Origin of the sequence: Noviluteimonas gilva, assembly GCF_009740395.1 — a bacterium.
Classification (GTDB): domain Bacteria; phylum Pseudomonadota; class Gammaproteobacteria; order Xanthomonadales; family Xanthomonadaceae; genus Noviluteimonas; species Noviluteimonas gilva.
In genome coordinates this window covers 319077-336303 of the sequence record NZ_WOXT01000004.1, presented here as the reverse complement: position 1 = coordinate 336303, position 17227 = coordinate 319077, and the positions used below count along the sequence as shown (strand labels likewise).

At 67.2% G+C, this 17227-nt stretch carries 15 protein-coding genes; 4 read left to right on the top strand and 11 right to left on the bottom strand.

Translation table 11 applies throughout. From position 1 onward, the window contains the following. Nucleotides 1-75: 75 nt before the first annotated feature. Nucleotides 76-777 (top strand): response regulator transcription factor, encoded by a 702-nt coding sequence (locus GN331_RS13755; RefSeq protein WP_156642803.1) that lies wholly within the window; start codon nt 76-78, stop codon nt 775-777. Here GN331_RS13755 and GN331_RS16590 read toward each other — a convergent pair. After that, entirely contained in the window at nt 762-2156 is a 1395-nt protein-coding gene (locus GN331_RS16590) for a sensor histidine kinase (RefSeq protein WP_197427141.1), read from the bottom strand. The genes GN331_RS13755 and GN331_RS16590 overlap by 16 nt on opposite strands. Before the next feature lie 173 nt (nt 2157-2329). On the opposite strand from GN331_RS16590, the gene GN331_RS13740 reads away from it, so the two are divergent. Then, on the top strand, nt 2330-4498 hold the full coding sequence (locus GN331_RS13740) for a YadA-like family protein (RefSeq protein WP_156642801.1): 2169 nt from the start codon (nt 2330-2332) through the stop codon (nt 4496-4498). An 11-nt stretch (nt 4499-4509) separates the two neighbouring features. Next, a complete protein-coding gene (locus GN331_RS13735) occupies nt 4510-6348 on the top strand; it encodes a S8 family peptidase (RefSeq protein WP_156642800.1) in 1839 nt (612 codons plus the stop codon). On the opposite strand, the gene GN331_RS17035 is transcribed toward GN331_RS13735, so the two are convergent. Beyond that, nucleotides 6326-6436 (bottom strand): hypothetical protein, encoded by a 111-nt coding sequence (locus tag GN331_RS17035; protein ID WP_425489292.1) that lies wholly within the window; start codon nt 6434-6436, stop codon nt 6326-6328. The genes GN331_RS13735 and GN331_RS17035 overlap by 23 nt on opposite strands. 38 nt (nt 6437-6474) lie before the next feature. Between GN331_RS17035 and GN331_RS13730 the strand changes: the two genes are divergently transcribed. Further along, nucleotides 6475-7050, top strand: coding sequence for an NADPH-dependent FMN reductase (locus GN331_RS13730; protein WP_156642799.1), 576 nt, complete (start codon nt 6475-6477; stop codon nt 7048-7050). A 25-nt stretch (nt 7051-7075) separates the two neighbouring features. Here the strand turns inward: GN331_RS13730 and GN331_RS13725 are convergent, their stop codons facing one another. The 9 genes from GN331_RS13725 to GN331_RS13685 all read right to left on the bottom strand — a co-directional run bounded on the left by GN331_RS13725 (nt 7076) and on the right by GN331_RS13685 (nt 17161). Continuing rightward, a complete protein-coding gene (locus GN331_RS13725) occupies nt 7076-7534 on the bottom strand; it encodes a cupin domain-containing protein (protein WP_156642798.1) in 459 nt (152 codons plus the stop codon). A 9-nt stretch (nt 7535-7543) separates the two neighbouring features. Beyond that, on the bottom strand, nt 7544-8476 hold the full coding sequence (locus GN331_RS13720; protein WP_156642797.1) for an alpha/beta fold hydrolase: 933 nt from the start codon (nt 8474-8476) through the stop codon (nt 7544-7546). Nucleotides 8477-8538: 62 nt separating this feature from the next. Continuing rightward, a complete protein-coding gene (locus tag GN331_RS13715; RefSeq protein ID WP_156642796.1) occupies nt 8539-9255 on the bottom strand; it encodes a response regulator in 717 nt (238 codons plus the stop codon). Next, entirely contained in the window at nt 9252-11918 is a 2667-nt protein-coding gene (locus GN331_RS13710) for a sensor histidine kinase (protein WP_156642795.1), read from the bottom strand. The genes GN331_RS13715 and GN331_RS13710 overlap by 4 nt, the downstream gene beginning before the upstream one ends. Nucleotides 11919-11937: 19 nt before the next feature. After that, nucleotides 11938-12543, bottom strand: a complete 606-nt coding sequence (gene kdpC, locus GN331_RS13705) for a potassium-transporting ATPase subunit KdpC (RefSeq protein ID WP_197427140.1) — start codon at nt 12541-12543, stop codon at nt 11938-11940. Nucleotides 12544-12553: 10 nt separating this feature from the next. Beyond that, nucleotides 12554-14626, bottom strand: coding sequence for a potassium-transporting ATPase subunit KdpB (kdpB, locus tag GN331_RS13700; RefSeq protein ID WP_156642794.1), 2073 nt, complete (start codon nt 14624-14626; stop codon nt 12554-12556). Between the two features lie 10 nt (nt 14627-14636). Beyond that, the gene (gene kdpA, locus GN331_RS13695; protein ID WP_156642793.1) at nt 14637-16322 is read right to left on the bottom strand and encodes a potassium-transporting ATPase subunit KdpA; all 1686 of its coding nucleotides are present in this window, start codon (nt 16320-16322) and stop codon (nt 14637-14639) included. A 10-nt stretch (nt 16323-16332) separates the two neighbouring features. Further along, nucleotides 16333-16425, bottom strand: coding sequence for a potassium-transporting ATPase subunit F (locus tag GN331_RS13690; RefSeq protein WP_156642792.1), 93 nt, complete (start codon nt 16423-16425; stop codon nt 16333-16335). Nucleotides 16426-16435: 10 nt separating this feature from the next. Continuing rightward, nucleotides 16436-17161 carry a TorF family putative porin gene (locus tag GN331_RS13685; RefSeq protein WP_156642791.1) on the bottom strand — a complete coding sequence of 242 codons (726 nt, stop codon included), beginning with the start codon at nt 17159-17161 and terminating at the stop codon, nt 16436-16438. Between the last annotated feature and the right edge of the window lie 66 nt (nt 17162-17227).

Below are 17227 nucleotides of genomic sequence, written 5' to 3'. Positions count from 1 at the left end.
GCGGTGACTGCATTCGGACACATTTCCCGGCAGTTCGGCGCGTAGGATGCGCGCTCCCCCACCGCACGATCCCCCATGTACGCCCCCGATGTTGCCTATGGCGATCTTCGCGTCGCGCTGGTCGAAGACGATGAGCGGTTGCGCGACGAGGTCCTGGTCCCGCGCATGCGCGGTTACGGGTTCGCGATGATCCCGATGGGCACCGCCGCCGAGTTGCATGCGAGTTTGCTCGACTCGCCGCCGCACATCGTCGTGCTGGATGTCGGGCTGCCGGATGCCGATGGGTTCCAGCTTGCACGTGCATTGCGCGACAGTTGGCCCACGATGGGATTGGTGATGCTCACGGGCCGCTCCGATACGGGCGATCGCATCCGCGGGCTCATCGAAGGCGCGGATGCTTACCTTTCGAAGCCAGTCGATCTCGCGCTGCTCGCCGCAACGCTGCACAGCGTCGCGCGGCGCGTGCAACCTGCGCGCCCGACACCGCGCGTACGCACATGGCGCCTGGACGCCGAGGGTTGGTGCTTGCTGACGCCCAGCGACGCGAGCATCGCGCTCAGCAAGACCGAACGTCGCCTGCTGCGTCCCTTGATGACGCGGCCCGGTCGCATGATGACGCGCGAGGCGATCATCAACGAACTCGCGCCCGACGCGCACGACTTCGACCCGCATCGCCTGGATTCGCTGGTGCATCGATTGCGCCGCAAGGTGCGAAATGCCTCGGGCGAGGAATTCCCCCTGATCTGCGTGCACGGCGAGGGTTACGTCGTCGGCTGATCGGCCCGCGGCAAGCGCACGCGCACCGTCGTCCCGCGTCCTGGCGCACTGTCGAGCGCCACCGTGCCGCCGGCGCGTTCCACCACGCAACGTGTCGTCGCGAGCCCGAGGCCCGTGCCTGCGCCTGCGGGTTTCGTGCTGTGGAAGGGTTCGAACGCGCGTTCGACGTCGTCGGCTGTCATGCCGTGGCCGGTGTCGGCGAAGGCGATTTCGACGTGGTCGCCTTCGCGTTGCACGGCGACCTGCAATCGACCGCCCTCGGGCATCGCGTCGCGCGCGTTCGTGGCGATGTCCAGTGCGACGAGTTCGAACTGGCTTCTATCGACGCGAACCGGGGCATCGATGGGCGCGGTGTCGAGGGAAAGCGCGATCGAGCGCGGCAGCAGGCGGCGCAGCATCGGTTGCATGTCGCACAGCAGCTGGCCCGCATCGAGGACGACGTAACGCGTTTCGTCGCGGCGCGCGAAATCCAGCAGGCGCCGCGTGAGCTCCACACCCTTCTGCGCGGAGGCAGCCACGCCTTCGAGCGCGTCGGCCATGTCGCGCGCGATCTCGCGCGGATCATCGCCCACATCATCGATGCGATGGCGCGCGTCCGCGTATCCGATGACCACGCCGAGCACGTTGTTGAAGTCGTGCGCGACGCCGGCGGCCAGGCGTCCCATCGTTTCCATCTTCTGCGCATGGAGCAGGCGCGCCTGCATGCGTTCGCGTTCGTCGATCTCGTGCTGCAACGCGCGCCGGTGCGCTTCGGAGTCGCGCAGCGCCACGCGCAAAGCGGTGATGCATCGATCCAGCACGAGCACGATCACGAAGTAACTGAAGGCGGCCGCCGGAACGAAATGGAAGGCCGACATCGGTGATTGGCCCGCCTTCGCGAGGATTGCCGCGTCCGCGGTGAAGCCGGCGAGGAACACCAGCATCAACACGCCGAACACCGTCCACAACGCACGCCGCCCGAGCACCAGCCCGCTGACGGCGAGCGACAACATCTGCGAGGTCTGGTCGGGCGCGACCAGGCGGTACCCCAATTGCGCATGCGTGACGAACAACCCCAGCAACAGCGCCGCGAGGAAGGCAGACACCGCGACCCGGAATGCGCCGCGGCGAATCACCACGATGCCGATCGCGGCCGTGGCGACGGTGATCAGGTCCATCGCCGCGAGCAGCAGCATTCCCGGCGTGATGTCGAGCGATGAAAAGTGGATAACCCAACTCAGGGGCAGGGTGGTCGCGATGACCGCGAACAGCACCTGCATCGTCGGCGCGTTGCGTCGATCGATCGCGTCGGCGATGGGCACCTCGCCGAGCCAGCGCCAGCCTCGGATCGCGATCGAAGGCATCGTCGGAAGCAGGGCGCGAAGGGTGTCGGTCGTCATGGAAGCCCGGGGGTGAAACGGTGAGAACCAGGAGAGATTCGGCGAGAACGCGTGCGTGACAAGTCGCGGAACTGAAAAGTAGTGTTTCGGCGCTGGAATATGAGGTTTTCGACGCACGGAAGCATTGCACAACGCACGCACATCACTCCACGCCGAGCAGGGGATCACCGCACATGCTGCACTTCGCAACACGCAAGTTGTCCGCGCGCCGCTCCATTCCATTGGCCATCGCACTCGCGCTGGCGACTTCGCCCGCATTCGCGATCGATCCGCCCGCCGACAAGGCGCAATCCGACGAGACAGATACGGCGCCTGTCGAGACGACGGATGCAGTGGATGCGCTGGACCTCGCGTCCGCGCAGGATTACTTCGACGGTAACGGCGCGGGCGACGGCAGCGATGCCGCGATCGCCGATGGCGCGAATGCCACCGCGGCCGGCGCGTCGAGCATCGCGAGCGGTGAGAACGCCGCTGCATTCGGTTTCGGCAGCACCGCGCTCGGCGACGACAGCACGGCGATCGGTCCCCTGAGTCTTGCGCTCGGCACGGGGTCGTCCGCATTCGGTTTCGGCACGACGGCGCTCGGCGACTACAGCACCGCGCTGGGCTACGGTTCCAACGCGAGCGGTTTCGCATCGCTGGCAATGGGTTACAACGCGAGCAGCAACGGCGCCGGCGCGATCGCCATCGGCACCGAGGCCACGCTCATGGTCGCGATCGGCGAGGGCGATGCGACGTTCGTGACGCGCGCCGACGGCCTGTTGTCGACCGCGCTCGGCCCTGGCGCGCAAGCCGATGGCGATGTGTCGGTGGCCATCGGCCCCGGTGCGGAGGCGACGGACACGCTTGCGGTCGCGATCGGTCATCGCGCGCAGGCCCTTGGGCCGGTTTCGACGGCGGTCGGCAACTTCGCGGTCGCGGGCGACTACATCGCGACCGCGATGGGCAGCCAGGCCGAAGCGCGCGGCTACTTCTCGACGTCCATCGGTGGCGCCAGCGCCGCGGAGGGCATGTATTCGACGGCGCTCGGTGCGCAGTCGTACGCGTTCGGCAACCAGACCACGGCGATCGGCATGTTCGCGCATGCATGGGACGACCTGTCGATCGCCGTCGGCAACGCGGCCTATTCCGATGGTTACGGCTCGACCGCCATCGGCTTCCAGGCGCACACCTGGGGCGAGGGGTCCATCGCGATCGGCATGCTCGCCATCACCGGTGGCGATCGCCCGCCTGAAAACCTGCCGCCGCCGTGCGATCCGGCCACCGATCCCGATTGCGGCGTGGTCGGCCCGTGGCGTGCCGAACAACCGCTGTACGCCATCGCGCTGGGCCAGGGCGCGCAAGCCTTCGGTTTCGGCAGCATGGCGTTGGGTTACAACAGCCTCACGCTCGGCGAGAACTCGGTGGCGCTCGGTGCGGGTTCGTTGACCGATCGCGACAACGCGGTGTCCGTCGGTGCTTCGCGCAGTTGGATGCGTAACGACGGCTCGACGATCGGTGCGTTCACGCGCCAGATCATCAACGTGTCCGCGGGCACCGAAGACAACGATGCGGTCAACGTCGGGCAGGCGCGGCAACTTGCGTCGATGTTCGGTGGCGGCGCGTCGTTCGCAGGCGGCGTGATGCAGGCGCCTGCGTACACGATCCAGGGCGGCAGCTACGGCAATGTCGGCAGCGCGTTCGCCGCGGTCGATGCGAAGTTGACCAACCTGCAGCAGGCCATCGACGGCATCGACGTTCCGCCGGTCGATCCGACCGATCCGACCGATCCCACCGATCCGACGGATCCCACCGATCCGACCAACCCCGGCAGCGGCGACGGGATCGCATACGACAACGCGGGCAAGGACAGCGTCACGCTCGGCGGCACCAACGGCACGCAGGTGAAGAACGTCGCCAACGGCACCGCGCCGCGCGACGCCGTGAACAAGGGGCAGATGGACCAGGGCGACGCGCAGACACTCGCATCGGCGAACCAGTACACCAACGCCACCGCGGCCAAGACGCTGAGCAGCGCGAATGCGTACACCGACCAGCGCCTGTCGGCGATCAACGATCAATTCATCGATCTGAGTCGTGAAGTCGACACGCGCCTGGACCACCAGGACGAGCGCATCGACCGCATGGGCGCGATGAGCTCGGCGATGATGAGCATGGCGATCAACGCCGCCGGTTCGCGCAGCGAAAACGGGCGCCTGGCGGTCGGTGCGGGCATGCAGAGCGGCGAGTCGGCGTTGTCGGTCGGCTATTCGAAAACCTTCGGCCGCATGTCCTTCAGCCTGGGCGGCGCCTTCACCGACGGCGACAGCTCCGCTGGCGTCGGCTTCGGCATCGACCTGTGAGGACCTCCACGATGACGCTGATCAAGCAAACCAGCCTGTGCGTCGCCCTGTGCGGCATCGTCTTCGGCGCGGGCGCCGGGGACTTGAGCACGGCGACGAAACAACGCGCGTCGACGACGCGCTTCGCGGCGGATACCCCAACGGCGCCAAGCGCATTCGCACGCTTCATCATCAAGCCCCGTAGCGGCGCGACCGCGGAAGCGTTGTTCGCTTCGGCCGCGCAACGTGCGGGCGTGCGGCAATCGGCCGCGTCGGCGCTGACGGTCAAGCGCGTGCGCACGATGAGCCGCGGCGCCGCGGTGGTGCGGACCTCGCGTGCGCTCTCCCTGACCGAAAGCGATGCGCTGCTCGCGCAGTTGCGCAGCGATCCCGGCATCGCCTGGGCGCAGCCGGATTACATGAAGCAGCGCATGGACACGGTGCCGAACGACACGCACTTCGCGACCTTGCAATGGGACTTCACGCATCCGCAGTCGGGCATCGGCGCGCCGCAGGCGTGGGACACGACGACCGGCACCGGCGTGGTCGTGGCCGTGCTGGACACGGGTGTCGTCGATCACGCCGACATGGCGAGCAATCTCGTGCCCGGCTACGACTTCGTGAGTTGGTACGGACAGGTCGAAGACGGCATGACGTATCCGAACATCGCGGGCGACGGCGACGGGCGCGATGCCGACGCGCGCGATCCCGGCGACTTCCTCACGGGCATGGAAGGTTTCTGCAACGGCGCCGTTTCGGACAGTTCGTGGCACGGCACGCATGTCGCGGGCACGATCGCGGCCGTGACGAACAACGCGAAGGGCGTTGCGGGCGTGGCATACGGCGCGAAGGTGCAGCCGGTGCGCGTGCTCGGTCGCTGCGGTGGTCTCACGTCGGACATCGCCGACGCGATCACCTGGGCCTCCGGCGGCGACGTGCCGGGCGTTCCGCGCAATCCCACGCCGGCCGAAGTGCTCAACCTCAGCCTCGGGGGTTTCCAGCGTTGCATCGACGATCCGGCGACGCAGGATGCGATCGACGGCGCCCTCGCGCGCGGCACCAGCGTCGTGGTTGCGGCGGGCAATGCGAACACGAACGCGGCTTCGTTTTCACCCGCCAGTTGTCGCGGCGTGATCACGGTGGGTGCGACGGGTGTCGACGGCGCACGTTCGTGGTACTCCAACTATGGTCCGAACGTGATGTTGTCCGCGCCGGGCGGCAACGCCAATTCCGGCGGTGCACCCGACGATGCGTGGATCTGGTCGCTCGGCAACAGCAGCCGCACCACACCGGCCGCAAGCCCCGGCGGTGATGTGGTGATGGCGCACATCGGGACATCGATGGCCGCGCCGCATGTCGCCGGTGCGGTGGCCTTGATCCAGAGTGCCGCGGTCGGCGCCGGTCATGCACCCCTGTCGCCCGGGCTCGTCGCGCAGGTGTTGCGCGCGACGGTGAAGCCGTTCGTCGTGCAGCCCTCGACGACGACGCCGGTGGGTTCGGGGATCCTCGATCTGCCGGCGGCCGTCGCGGTCGCGGCGTCGGGTGCGAACGAAGCGGATCTCGCGCTTCCGCTCGCATCGCGCGGCGCGGTCGTCGGGCAGGCGGCAGGCAGCGGCGCTTCGTCGCTCTATCGGATCACGGTGCCCGCGGGCGCGACGCAACTCAACGTCCGCACGTATGGCGGCACGGGCGACGTGTCGCTGTACCTGAGCCGCGACACCGTTCCGTCGACGACGGCCTACGGCTGGCGTTCGTCGCACGCGGGCATTGCCGAAGCCATCGTGGTGTCGCGCCCGGGCGCGGGCGTGTATTACGTGCGCGTACAAGGCGAACAGGCGTCCAGCGGATTCACCGTGCTGGCGAGTTGGTGAAGGAATCCACGCACCGGGACTTCGCGTCCCGGTGCGTTCGCCACCGCCGAGGTTGATAACCGATCGCTAACGCCGCTGCTGCGAGCATCGCGTGGGGTCTCGCGCCGACACCACCGGAGGTGGACGATGGCGACGTACAGCGTTGGTTACCTGGTCGGAAGCCTGGCCAAGGGTTCGATCAACCGGCTGCTCGCGCAAGCCCTCACGAAGCTCGCGCCCGACGCGAAGCTGGACTTGCGGGAAATTCCGATCCGCGACCTTCCGTTGTACTGCTACGACTTCGACGCCGACTATCCAGCGGTGGCGAGGTCGTTCAAACAGTCGATCGCGGATGTCGACGCGATCCTGTTCGTCACGCCGGAATACAACCGCTCCATTCCCGGCGCATTGAAGAACGCCATCGATTGGGCCAGCCGCCCGTGGGGCCAGAACTCCTTCGCGCGCAAGCCGACCGGCGTCATCGGTACATCGCCGGGCGCGATCGGCACGGCCGTCGCGCAGCAACACCTGCGCAGCGTGTTGTGCTTCTGCAACTCGCCGCTGATGAACACCGTCGAGGCGTACATCACCTTCAAGCCGGGGATCATCACCGAGGGCGGCGAGGTGACGGATGCGTCGCTGGAAGAGTTCCTGCGCAATTACCTGCGCGAATTCCATCTGTTCGTCGCGCGCGTGTTGACGGTGTTGCCGCGGGACGCGTGAGGCGTAATCGCCTGGGTGAGCGCGGCTACTTGAGGTAGACGGTGTCCGTCGGTCCAACGCCGGTGATCAGGACGACCGCGCCTTCCGGTCCGGTTCGCGCGAAGTGCGGATCGCCCGCGGGCTCGGTGTAGAAGCTGCCCGCGGGCAGCGTGCGCAGGGCCTCGGGCACGTTCTTCCCGCCGTAGCCGAAGTGCCACGCGCCGCTGACCACCGTCGCCGTGCGCGCATCCTTGTGCGTATGCGCCTGGATCACCGTGTTCGGCGCGACCTGCAAACGGATGGTGTACAGGCCCGCCTTCGTCGGATCGCCGTAAAGCACGCTGGTTCGGACGCCCGGCAATCCCGATGTGCCGGGCCCGGCCGATGCCGTCGCGATGCGCTCGATGTCTTCGGGTGTCAGGCGACGTTGCGATTCGGACGTCGCCGCCGACAACGATCCGGTGGCGACGACCAGCAACGCAAGCGCGAACTTGACCTGGAACATCGCACGCTCCTATTTGCGCAGGAAGGCTTCGATCACGGGAACGGCCTGGTCGGTCTGCTCTTCCATGATCCAGTGGCCCGAGTCGGTGATGACCGCGCCTTCCACGTTGGTGGCGACGGCTTCGACTTCGGTCTTCATCGATGCGCCGTACGAGTGGTCGCCGCCGATCGCGAGCACGGGCAGTTTCAGTTTGCCGCCCTTCGCGAACAACGCCTGGTTGTCCTTGGCGTCCTGTGCGAACGCGCCGAACTGGCCGCTGGTCGCGTTGTGGATCGCACCTGGTCGCGCGTACAGCGCCGCGTAATGCTCGCGCGTGGCTTCATCGATTCCGGCGGGATTGGCCGACAACTCGTTGTAGAAGCGATCGAGCAGGATGCGCTCGCGCCCGGCGACCAGGCGCTCGACATCGGGTCCGCGGAAGTTGAAGTGCCAGACACGGGGATTCAGCAGTTGCTTGTCCCACGTGCCCAGCCCCGGCAGCGGCGCATCCATCACGACCCACTTCGTCACGCGATCCGGAAACTGCGCGATCAATGCGTATCCGACCATGTTGCCGATGTCGTGCGTGACCAGTTGCACTTTGTCGACCTTCAATGCATCGAGCAGGCTGATGAGGTCGCGCGCCTGGGCGGCTTTCTCGTAGCCGCCTTCCGGATGCGACGACAGGCCCATGCCGCGCAGGTCGGGAATGATCACCGTGTGGTCCTTCACCAGGCGCTCGGCGAGCGGTTGCCACATGTCGCCCGTGTCGCCGAAGCCGTGCAGCAACAACACCGCCGGGCCTTTTCCGCCGACGCGCACGTACTGCGTGCCGCCGGTGACCGCCATGTCGCTGCCGTGGAAGGCGGCGGAGTAGGGACGCACTTCGGCCTTCGCGGCGGTGGCCATGCCCATCAACAGGGCCAGCAGCGCGAACAGGGGCAGGCGGGAGATTGAACTCATCGGTGACGCCCTCGTTGAGTCGAGATGTGCATTGGTGCCGTGCGTGGGTCAGGACGGCGTGATCAGCTGGGCGTGTCGGACCTTCCCACGAATCGCAAGCCCACCCCCGGTTCGGTCGCGATCCAGCGCGGCGCGGAGGCATCGTCACCGAGTTTCTGGCGCAGCTTGCCGACCAGCACGCGCAAGTAATGCGTGTCGTGTTCGTGGTGTTCGCCCCACAGCTCGCGCAGCATCTGCGGTTGCGTGATGACGCGATTCGCATGCCGGATCAGCAGGGCGAGCAACGCGTATTCCTTGCGCGCGAGCGTCAGTGGTTCGTTGCGCAGCGTCACTTCGCGGCGTGCAAGATCGACGTGCAGCACGCCATCGTCGTAGACCGGCGGTGCTTCCTGTCCGGTCGCGCGCGTCCGCAACAAGGCGCGCACGCGCGCCATGAATTCCTGCACGCCGAAGGGCTTGGTGACGTAATCGTTGGCGCCGGCGTCGAGCGCAGCCACTTTCTCCGCTTCGCCCGCGCGCACGGTCAGGACCACGACCGGCACCTGTGTCCACGTGCGCAGATCGCGCAGCACATCGTGTCCGTCGCGATCCGGCAGGCCGAGGTCCAGCACGACCAGGTCCGCGCCTTGTCGCGCAAGCGCGGCCAGGCCGGATTCGCCGCTGTCGGCGAGTTCCACCACGTAGCCTTCGGCGCGCAAGCCGATGTCGAGGAAGCGACGGATCTGCGGCTCGTCGTCGATGACGAGGATGCGCGCGGCGGAGGCGGCGTGTTCGGTCATGCGGGCGTCGGCGGGGTCAGACGCGGCAATGTAATGCGGATCGTCGTGCCGCGCCCGTTGGGCCCCGGCAGCGCATCCACGCTGCCGCCGTGCGCGCCCACCATGCCTTGCGTGATCGCCAGGCCCAGCCCCGTTCCCTGGCGGCCGCGATCGCCGCGTTCGACGCTGTAGAACATGTCGAAGATGCGTTCGCGCTCGTCGTCGGGAATGCCGGGGCCGCGATCGGTGACGTCCACGCGCAGGCGCCCATCGATGTCGCTGGCGTCCACGATGATCGCTTCGCCGGGCGGCGAGAATTTCACCGCGTTCTCGATCACGTTGAACAGCGCTTGTTCCACGAGCGCGGGATGCACCCAGATCGGCGCGAGCCCCGGCGTGAAGCGCAAGTCGAACTTCGCCTCCGGCTGGTAGCGCTGCAACCGGCCGACCGCCGATCCGACGAGTTCGTCGACACCGATCCAGTCGCGATTCAAGGTCAACCCGCCGTGCCCGAGGCGCGTCATGTCGAGCAGGTTCTGCACGTAGCGATCCAGGCGCTCGCCTTCGGTGCGCACGGTGTCGAGCAGGCTGCGCCGATCGTCCGCGCTCATCGCGTCGGCATAGTGTTCGAGGCTTTCGGCGGCGCCGATGATCGAAGCCAGCGGCGAACGCAGGTCGTGCGAGACCGAGGAGAGCAGGGCGGAGCGCAGGCGTTCGGTTTCGCCGCTCACGCGCGCGTCTTCCAGATCGGCCACCAGGCGCGCGCGAACGACGGCCTGCGCGATGTCGTCGGCCATCGCTTCGATGAGGCGCGCCTGTTCGGGGCCTGCGCGTGGTGCGTCCTCCGCAAAGCGCAATCCGATCAATCCGTCGGCATCGCCATCCGTCGACAAGGGCCGGAACCACCACGCGGCGTTGCCGAGCGTATCGGTGTGTCGTCCGGCTTCCTGGCGATGGCGCAGCGACCAGTCCGCGGCGGCGCGGTCCTTCTCGGAGAAGACTTGCGGCCCGTCGTCGGGGAGCGGCGCGTTGCCGACATGCACCAACGCATCGGCGCCGGTCGCCTGCTTCAATGCCTGTCGCCCTGCCGCCATGACCTGTCCGAGGTCGGCCGCCACCGCGAGTTGGCGACTGAGCGCCTGCAACGCAGTGACATGCGCATTGGCGGCGCGCAAGGCCACGATCTGCGTGCGCAGCCGCGAGGCCAGTCGCCCCGCCACCAACGCCGCGAGCAGGAACATCAGGACCGTCGCCACGCCCTGGCGTCCACCGATCATCAGCGTGAAGCGCGGATCGATGAAAAAGAAGTTGTACGAGAGGAAACACAGCGCCGCGGCGAGCACCGCCGCGGACATGCGCGTGCGCGAGGCGACCACCACCACGGCGACGATGAACACCATCGACAGATCGTCCAGCCCGACCCAGCGTTCGGCGATGGCGCCGGCGATGGTCGCGAAGATCGCCGAAAGGACCGCCAGGCCGATGTCGCTGCGCGTCATTCGCCGGCCGAACTCCCGCACCGAACGTCGCGACTTCGCGCGCGCCTCCGGCGTGGCGAAGATCGTGAGTTCGTAGTGCGCGCCACGTTGCAACAGTTGCTGCGTCAGCGTCTGGTTGAACATACGCGCGACGGGCCGCTCGCGCGTACGACCGAGCACGATCGTCGACACGCCCGTGCGACTGGCGTGGTCGAGGATGGCGTCGGCGATGCTGGCGCCGTGCACGACTTCGGCGTCGCCGCCGAGACGGCGTGCGAGGGCGAACGCGCGATCCAGTTCGAGCTGTTGCGCGGCATCCGCCACGCGGCCGGTCTGCACGGTGACCACGCCCCAGGGCGCGTCGCGTCGTTCCGCGAGGCGGCGCGCGACACGCACCAGATATTCCGACTGGCCCTGTCCGTCGATCGCGACCAGCACGCGACGTCGAAGCGCGATACCGGGAACCCCACGCGCCGCCTGCGATTCGCGCAAATCGCTGTCGACGCGATCGGCGGCCGTCTGCATCGCCAACTCGCGCAGCGCCGTGAGGTTCGACGGCGAGAAGAACGCCTGCAGCGCATGCGCCGCCTGGTCGGGCACGTACACCTTGCCCTGCTGCAGGCGCTCGATCAGTTCGCGCGGCGGCAGGTCGATCAGCTTGATGTCGCGCAGGCGATCGAAGACCAGGTCGGGCACCGTCTCGCTGACACGCACGCCCGTGATGCGATGCACGACGTCGTTGAGGCTCTCCAGGTGCTGGATGTTGACGGTCGTGTAGACATCGATGCCGGCATCGAGCAGTTCGATGACGTCCTGCCAACGACGCTCGTGGCGACTGCCGGGCACGTTGCGGTGGGCGAGTTCGTCGACCAGCGCGATGCGCGGCTTGCGCGCGAGCAACGCGTCGAGATCGAGTTCCTCCATCGGCCGGCCCTGGTAGTCCAGGCGCGTGCGCGGAAGCAGCTCGAGGCCTTCGAGCAGGGCTTGCGTTTCGATGCGTCCGTGGGTTTCGACGAGGCCGACGACCACGTCGATCCCTTGCTTCTTCAACTCGCGTGCGCGCGACAACATCGCGTACGTCTTGCCCACGCCGGGCGCGGCGCCGAGGAAGAGCGTCAGGCGCCCACTGCCTCCGCGCTGGATTTCCCCCAGCAGCGCGTCGGCCTGTTCGCGTCGGTGGGTCGCGCTGCGTTCCTCGGTCGCCATGGTGGGATTCTGCGCCAGCTCAGCGTTGCGATGCATCCAGCGCCAGGTTCCGGCGCAAGACGTTGACCCGCGCCTGGCCCAGCACGCCGAATTGCGGGCCTTCGGTCGCGTCCGCAACCGCGCGTGCCACGACGGCTTCCGACAAACCCCGCGCCCTGGCCACGCGCGCAATCTGCACGCGGGCCGCGGCGGGGGAGAGGTGGGGGTCGAGGCCGCCGCCGGATTGCGTCACAAGGTCGGCCGGAACCTCCGACCGCGCGATGCCTTCACGCGCCGCGACGTCAGCGATGGCAGCGTCGATGCGCTTGCGCAAATCGGGATTGCTGCGCGCCTGGTTGCTGCCCGCGGCGGCCATCGGATCGTAGTTCGCCGCCGAAGGACGCGAGACGAAGTAGCGCGCGTCGGCGAAGGGCTGCGACACGAGCGAGGAGCCGACGACATGGCCCGCCTCGAGGATCGTGCTGCCCGTGGCCTGGTCCGGAAACGCGACGCGGCCCAGCGCGGTACCGGCGAGCGAATACAGGAAGCCGAACCCCAGGAGGATCACGCCGGCGAACAGCATCGGCGCACGCATGCCCACCTTGTCCTGCAGCACCACGGGTTGAACGTTCGTTTCGAGATTCATCAGTCGTTCCTCATGCACCGACGGTGGCGGACAGCGCCAGGTCGATCAGCTTGATGGCCACGAACGGCAACACCACGCCGCCCACGCCGTACAGCAACATGTTCCGGCGCAGCAGCACCGTCGCGCTCGCGGGCTTGAAACGCACGCCGCGCAAGGCCAGCGGGATCAACGCCGGGATGATCAGCGCATTGAAGATCAACGCCGCGAGCACCGCGTTGGTCGGGCTCGACAGATGCATCACGTTCAACGCCGCCATCGACGGAATCGCCGCGGCGAACAAGGCCGGCAGGATCGCGAAGTACTTCGACACATCGTTCGCGAGCGAGAACGTCGTCAGCGCGCCGCGCGTGATGAGCTGTTGCTTGCCGACTTCCACCACCGCGAGCAGCTTCGCCGGATCGCTGTCGAGGTCGACCATGTTGCCGGCTTCCTTCGCCGCCTGCGTGCCGGAATTCATCGCAAGCCCCACGTCCGCCTGCGCAAGCGCGGGCGCATCGTTGGTGCCGTCGCCGACCATCGCGATGAGCCGGCCGCCGGCCTGTTCGGTGCGGATGCGGGCGAGCTTGTCTTCCGGTCGCGCTTGCGCGATGTAGTCGTCGACGCCGGCTTCGGCCGCGATGGCCGCGGCGGTCAGCGGGTTGTCGCCGGTGATCATCACGGTGCGGATGCCCATGGCGCGCAGGCGGGCGAATTTTTCCTTCACGCCGTGCTTCACGACGTCCGACAGTTCGATCACGCCCAGCACGTGCTTGCCTTCGCTCACGACCAGCGGCGTGGCACCGCCACGCGCGACCTGTTCGATGCGCGCCTTCAACTCCGCGGGCACAGTGCCCTGGAGCGCACGCACGTGTTGTTCGATCGCATCGCCCGCACCCTTGCGAATCACGCGCGCACCGTTGTCGAGATCGACGCCGGACATGCGCGTCTGTGCGGTGAACTGGATGTAGTGCGCATTCGCCGGATCCTGCATGGCCGCGCCCTGTTCACGCGCGAGCTTCACGATGGACTTGCCTTCGGGCGTGGGATCGGCGAGCGAAGAGAGCAGGGCGGCGTCGCGCAATTGCTCGGGGTCGATGCCGCTGACCGCGTGGAATGCGGTGGCCTGGCGGTCGCCGTGCGTGATCGTGCCGGTCTTGTCGAGCAGGAGCACGTCGACGTCGCCCGCCACTTCCACCGCTTTGCCGGACTTGGCGAGCACGTTGGCCGACAACGCGCGGTTCATGCCCGCGATGCCGATGGCGGGCAGCAGGCCGCCGATCGTCGTCGGGATCAGGCACACGAGCAGCGCGATCAACAGCAGTGGATCGACGCGAACGCCGACGAACGAGCCGATGGCCGGCAGCGTCGCGCACACGATGAGGAAGGTGAGCGTCATCGCGGCGAGCAACATCGTCAGCGCGATTTCGTTCGGTGTCTTCTGGCGGTTGGCGCCTTCGACGAGCGCGATCATGCGATCGAGGAAGCTGTGCCCGGGCTCGGCGGTGATGCGCAGGACGATTTCGTCGGACAGCACCTTCGTGCCGCCGATCACGCCGCTGCGGTCGGTGCCTGCTTCGCGAAGCACGGGCGCCGATTCACCGGTCACCGCGGACTCGTTGATCGTCGCCAGGCCGTGCACGATTTCGCCGTCGGCGGGAATCAACTCGCCCGCCGAGACCACGACGAGATCGCCGGGGCGCAGATCGGCGGCGGCGATCTGCGTTTCCGCACCGCGCACGCCACCGACATAGCCCTTACCGTCGAGCAGCTTGCGCGCCACGAGGTCCTTGCGCGCACGTCGCAACGAGGCGGCTTGCCCGCGGCCACGCGCTTCGGCCACCGCTTCGGCGAAGTTGCCGAACAACACGGTGACCAGGAGGATCGCGGTCACCGACCAGCCGAAACCGGCCGGTGCCGCACCAGCGAGTGTGATCAGCGCGGCGAGCAGCGTGCCGCCGAACACGATCGTCATTACAGGGCTCTTCACGAGCGAGGTCGGCGCGAGTTTGCGGAACGCATCCGCGATCGCACTGCGCATCGTCGCGGCATCGATCAACGCCGGATGATTGCGGTGCGTCTTGCGTTGGTACGTCTGTTCGATCATCGAAGGGTCCTCAATGCACGGCCAGGCTCAGGTGCTCGGCCACCGGCCCCAGCACCAGCGCGGGCATGAACTGCAACAGGGTCAGGATCACGATCACCGCGATCAACGTGAGCGCGAAGGTCGGCGTTTCGACGTGCAGGCTGCCGGGCCCCTCGGGCGCACGACGCTTGCGCGCCATGCTCGCGGCCACGGCCAGTGGGATGATCAACGCGGGATACCGGCCGAGCGCGAGCACCGCGACGCAGGTCAGGTTCCACCAATACGTCGCATCGCCGAGCCCTTCGAAACCCGAACCGTTGTTGGCGAAGGCCGAGGTGTACTCGTAGAACACCTGGCTGATGCCGTGGAAGCCGGGGTTCGAGTTGCCGGTGAACGCAGGCAGCGCGAGCGTGAGCGCCGTGAAGCCGAGCACCACGAAGGGTTGCAACAGGATCAGCAGCGACAACAAGCGGACTTCGTGCGCTTCGATCTTGCGGCCGAACAGTTCCGGCGTTCGCCCGGTCATCAAGCCTGCGAGGAACACCGCGAGCAGCAGGTACACGAGGAATTGCTGCAGGCCGCATCCGATGCCGCCCCAGATCGCGTTGACGAGCATGTTGCCCATCGTGACCATGCCGGTCAGCGGCGAGAGCGAGTCGTGCATCGCGTTGACCGAACCGTTGCTGGTCTGCGTCGTGAACGCGGCCCAGGCCGCGGAGGCATCGGCGCCGAAGCGGACTTCCTTGCCTTCCATCAACGCAGGATCGGCCGCGGTCGCGGAGTGCCCTTCGAGCACGATCGCCGCGCCCGTCGACACGAGCGACATCAGCAACATGCTGCCGAACACCAACGCGGTGAATTTCTTGCGACCCGTGAACGGCCCGACCATGAAGACGACGCTGATCGGGATGAGGATGAGCGCGAGCGTTTCGAGCAGGTTGGCGAACGGCGTCGGATTTTCCAGCGCGACGGTGCTGTTGGGTCCATACCAGCCGCCGCCATTCGTCCCGAGCTGCTTGGCCGCCACCATCGGCGACACCGGGCCGATCGGGATCTTCTGTTCCTTCATTTCGACACTGGTATCGAGCGGCGTCGCGACAGGGCCGCCCTGCAATGTCGAAGGAACGCCCTGCGAAGTGAGCAGCACGCTCCACAGCAGGCACAGCGGCAGCATGAAACGCACGGTCGAACGAATCACGTCGGCCCAATAGTTGCCGACATCCGGTTCGTCGCCCGCGGTCTGGCGACCGCCCATCAACGCACGCAAGGTCGCCACGACCAGCCCCAGGCCCATCATCGGCGTGACGACCTGCAGGCCGACAATGCCTGCCATCTGCGAGAGATAGGACAACTGCGCCTGGCCGGAATAGTGCTGCTGGTTGGTGTTCGTCACGAACGACACCATCGTGTGCAGCGCCGTGTCCCACCGCATGTTAGGAATCGCGTCGGGATTCAGCGGTAGCCAGGCCTGGGTCATGAACTGCAACCAGACCAGGCCGCCGACGAACAGGTTGCTCAGGACGAAGGCCTTCGCGTAGCCGCGCCACGACATGCCTTGCGCGGGATTGGTGCCGAGCAGCCGATACATCGGCCGCTCGATCCAGGCGAAAAGGCGATCGCTGCGCATCGGATCGCCGCGCATGACGGCAGCGAGATAACGCCCGAGCGGCCAACCGAGGCCGATCGCGAGCGCGAGGACGAGGAACGCTTCCATCATGGCGGGTTCCTCAGAAGCGCTCGGGGCGCAGGATCACGTAGAACAAGTAGGCGCACGCGACGATCACCGTCACGCCGCACACGATCATCAGCCAGTCGGGCATGTCGTTCTCCTCAGAAACTCGCTTGCAGGGCCGCTTCGATGCGCGCTCCGGCGAAGTCGTCGCCGAAGATGCGTTTCGCGTTCGAATCGGTGCCGTGCGCGGTGACGCGCACTTCGAAAGGGGCATGGAACGTCCACACGGCGCTCACCGAGCCGTGCGTGTAGCCGTCTTCGGCCACGACGGCGTCATCGAGGAAGTAGTGCGCGAGCGCAGCCTCGAAGCGGACTGTGTCGTTGACCGGGAACTTCGCGCCGACCAGCGCGTAGGTGCCGCTGGCGTCGTAGCCGAGCGCTTCATCGGACCAGCCGAGGGACGCCCAGTAGTTGTTCTTGTAGGTCAACGTGGAATTGAGTTCGGTCCAGTTGAGGTCGACCGTCGTGGACGGGTATTGGTAACGCAGGATATTGACGTCCAGCGCCCAATCGTTCGACAGCGCCTTGCTCCAGCCGAGCGTGAAATCGAGTTCGCTGCTCGCATGCGTTTCCGGCGCGAACTCGACGCTCGAACCCCAGATCGATCCATAGAATCCCGACTCGCCCGCGACCTTGAAGCCAGCCTGCACCGCGGGATCGCCGTGCGTCTGCGTGCTGCCGCGCCAGACGTAATCGGACGTCAGCGTCGCGTTGCCGCTGAAGTCCGCGGCTTCGCTGCGCGCGGGGCTGCACGCGAGTGCAAGGGCGCACAGCGAAGTCACGAGGGGGAGCGCGGTTTCGCGCGCCCGGAAGGTCCCAACCATTTCACCGATCCTTCGACATTCCAGATGACCCGTTCGGCCACGGGGAGGATTGTCGAAAAGGGGCGC

Excerpts from the sequence above, each read along its gene's own strand:
- GN331_RS13755 (WP_156642803.1), top strand. The coding sequence starts at position 76 with ATGTACGCCCCCGATGTTGCCTATGGCGATCTTCGCGTCGCGCTGGTC.
- GN331_RS16590 (WP_197427141.1), bottom strand. The coding sequence starts at position 2,156 with ATGACGACCGACACCCTTCGCGCCCTGCTTCCGACGATGCCTTCGATC.
- GN331_RS13740 (WP_156642801.1), top strand. The coding sequence starts at position 2,330 with ATGCTGCACTTCGCAACACGCAAGTTGTCCGCGCGCCGCTCCATTCCA.
- GN331_RS13735 (WP_156642800.1), top strand. The coding sequence starts at position 4,510 with ATGACGCTGATCAAGCAAACCAGCCTGTGCGTCGCCCTGTGCGGCATC.
- GN331_RS17035 (WP_425489292.1), bottom strand. The coding sequence starts at position 6,436 with ATGCTCGCAGCAGCGGCGTTAGCGATCGGTTATCAACCTCGGCGGTGG.
- GN331_RS13730 (WP_156642799.1), top strand. The coding sequence starts at position 6,475 with ATGGCGACGTACAGCGTTGGTTACCTGGTCGGAAGCCTGGCCAAGGGT.
- GN331_RS13725 (WP_156642798.1), bottom strand. The coding sequence starts at position 7,534 with ATGTTCCAGGTCAAGTTCGCGCTTGCGTTGCTGGTCGTCGCCACCGGA.
- GN331_RS13720 (WP_156642797.1), bottom strand. The coding sequence starts at position 8,476 with ATGAGTTCAATCTCCCGCCTGCCCCTGTTCGCGCTGCTGGCCCTGTTG.
- GN331_RS13715 (WP_156642796.1), bottom strand. The coding sequence starts at position 9,255 with ATGACCGAACACGCCGCCTCCGCCGCGCGCATCCTCGTCATCGACGAC.
- GN331_RS13710 (WP_156642795.1), bottom strand. The coding sequence starts at position 11,918 with ATGGCGACCGAGGAACGCAGCGCGACCCACCGACGCGAACAGGCCGAC.
- kdpC (WP_197427140.1), bottom strand. The coding sequence starts at position 12,543 with ATGAATCTCGAAACGAACGTTCAACCCGTGGTGCTGCAGGACAAGGTG.
- kdpB (WP_156642794.1), bottom strand. The coding sequence starts at position 14,626 with ATGATCGAACAGACGTACCAACGCAAGACGCACCGCAATCATCCGGCG.
- kdpA (WP_156642793.1), bottom strand. The coding sequence starts at position 16,322 with ATGATGGAAGCGTTCCTCGTCCTCGCGCTCGCGATCGGCCTCGGTTGG.
- GN331_RS13690 (WP_156642792.1), bottom strand. The coding sequence starts at position 16,425 with ATGCCCGACTGGCTGATGATCGTGTGCGGCGTGACGGTGATCGTCGCG.
- GN331_RS13685 (WP_156642791.1), bottom strand. The coding sequence starts at position 17,161 with ATGGTTGGGACCTTCCGGGCGCGCGAAACCGCGCTCCCCCTCGTGACT.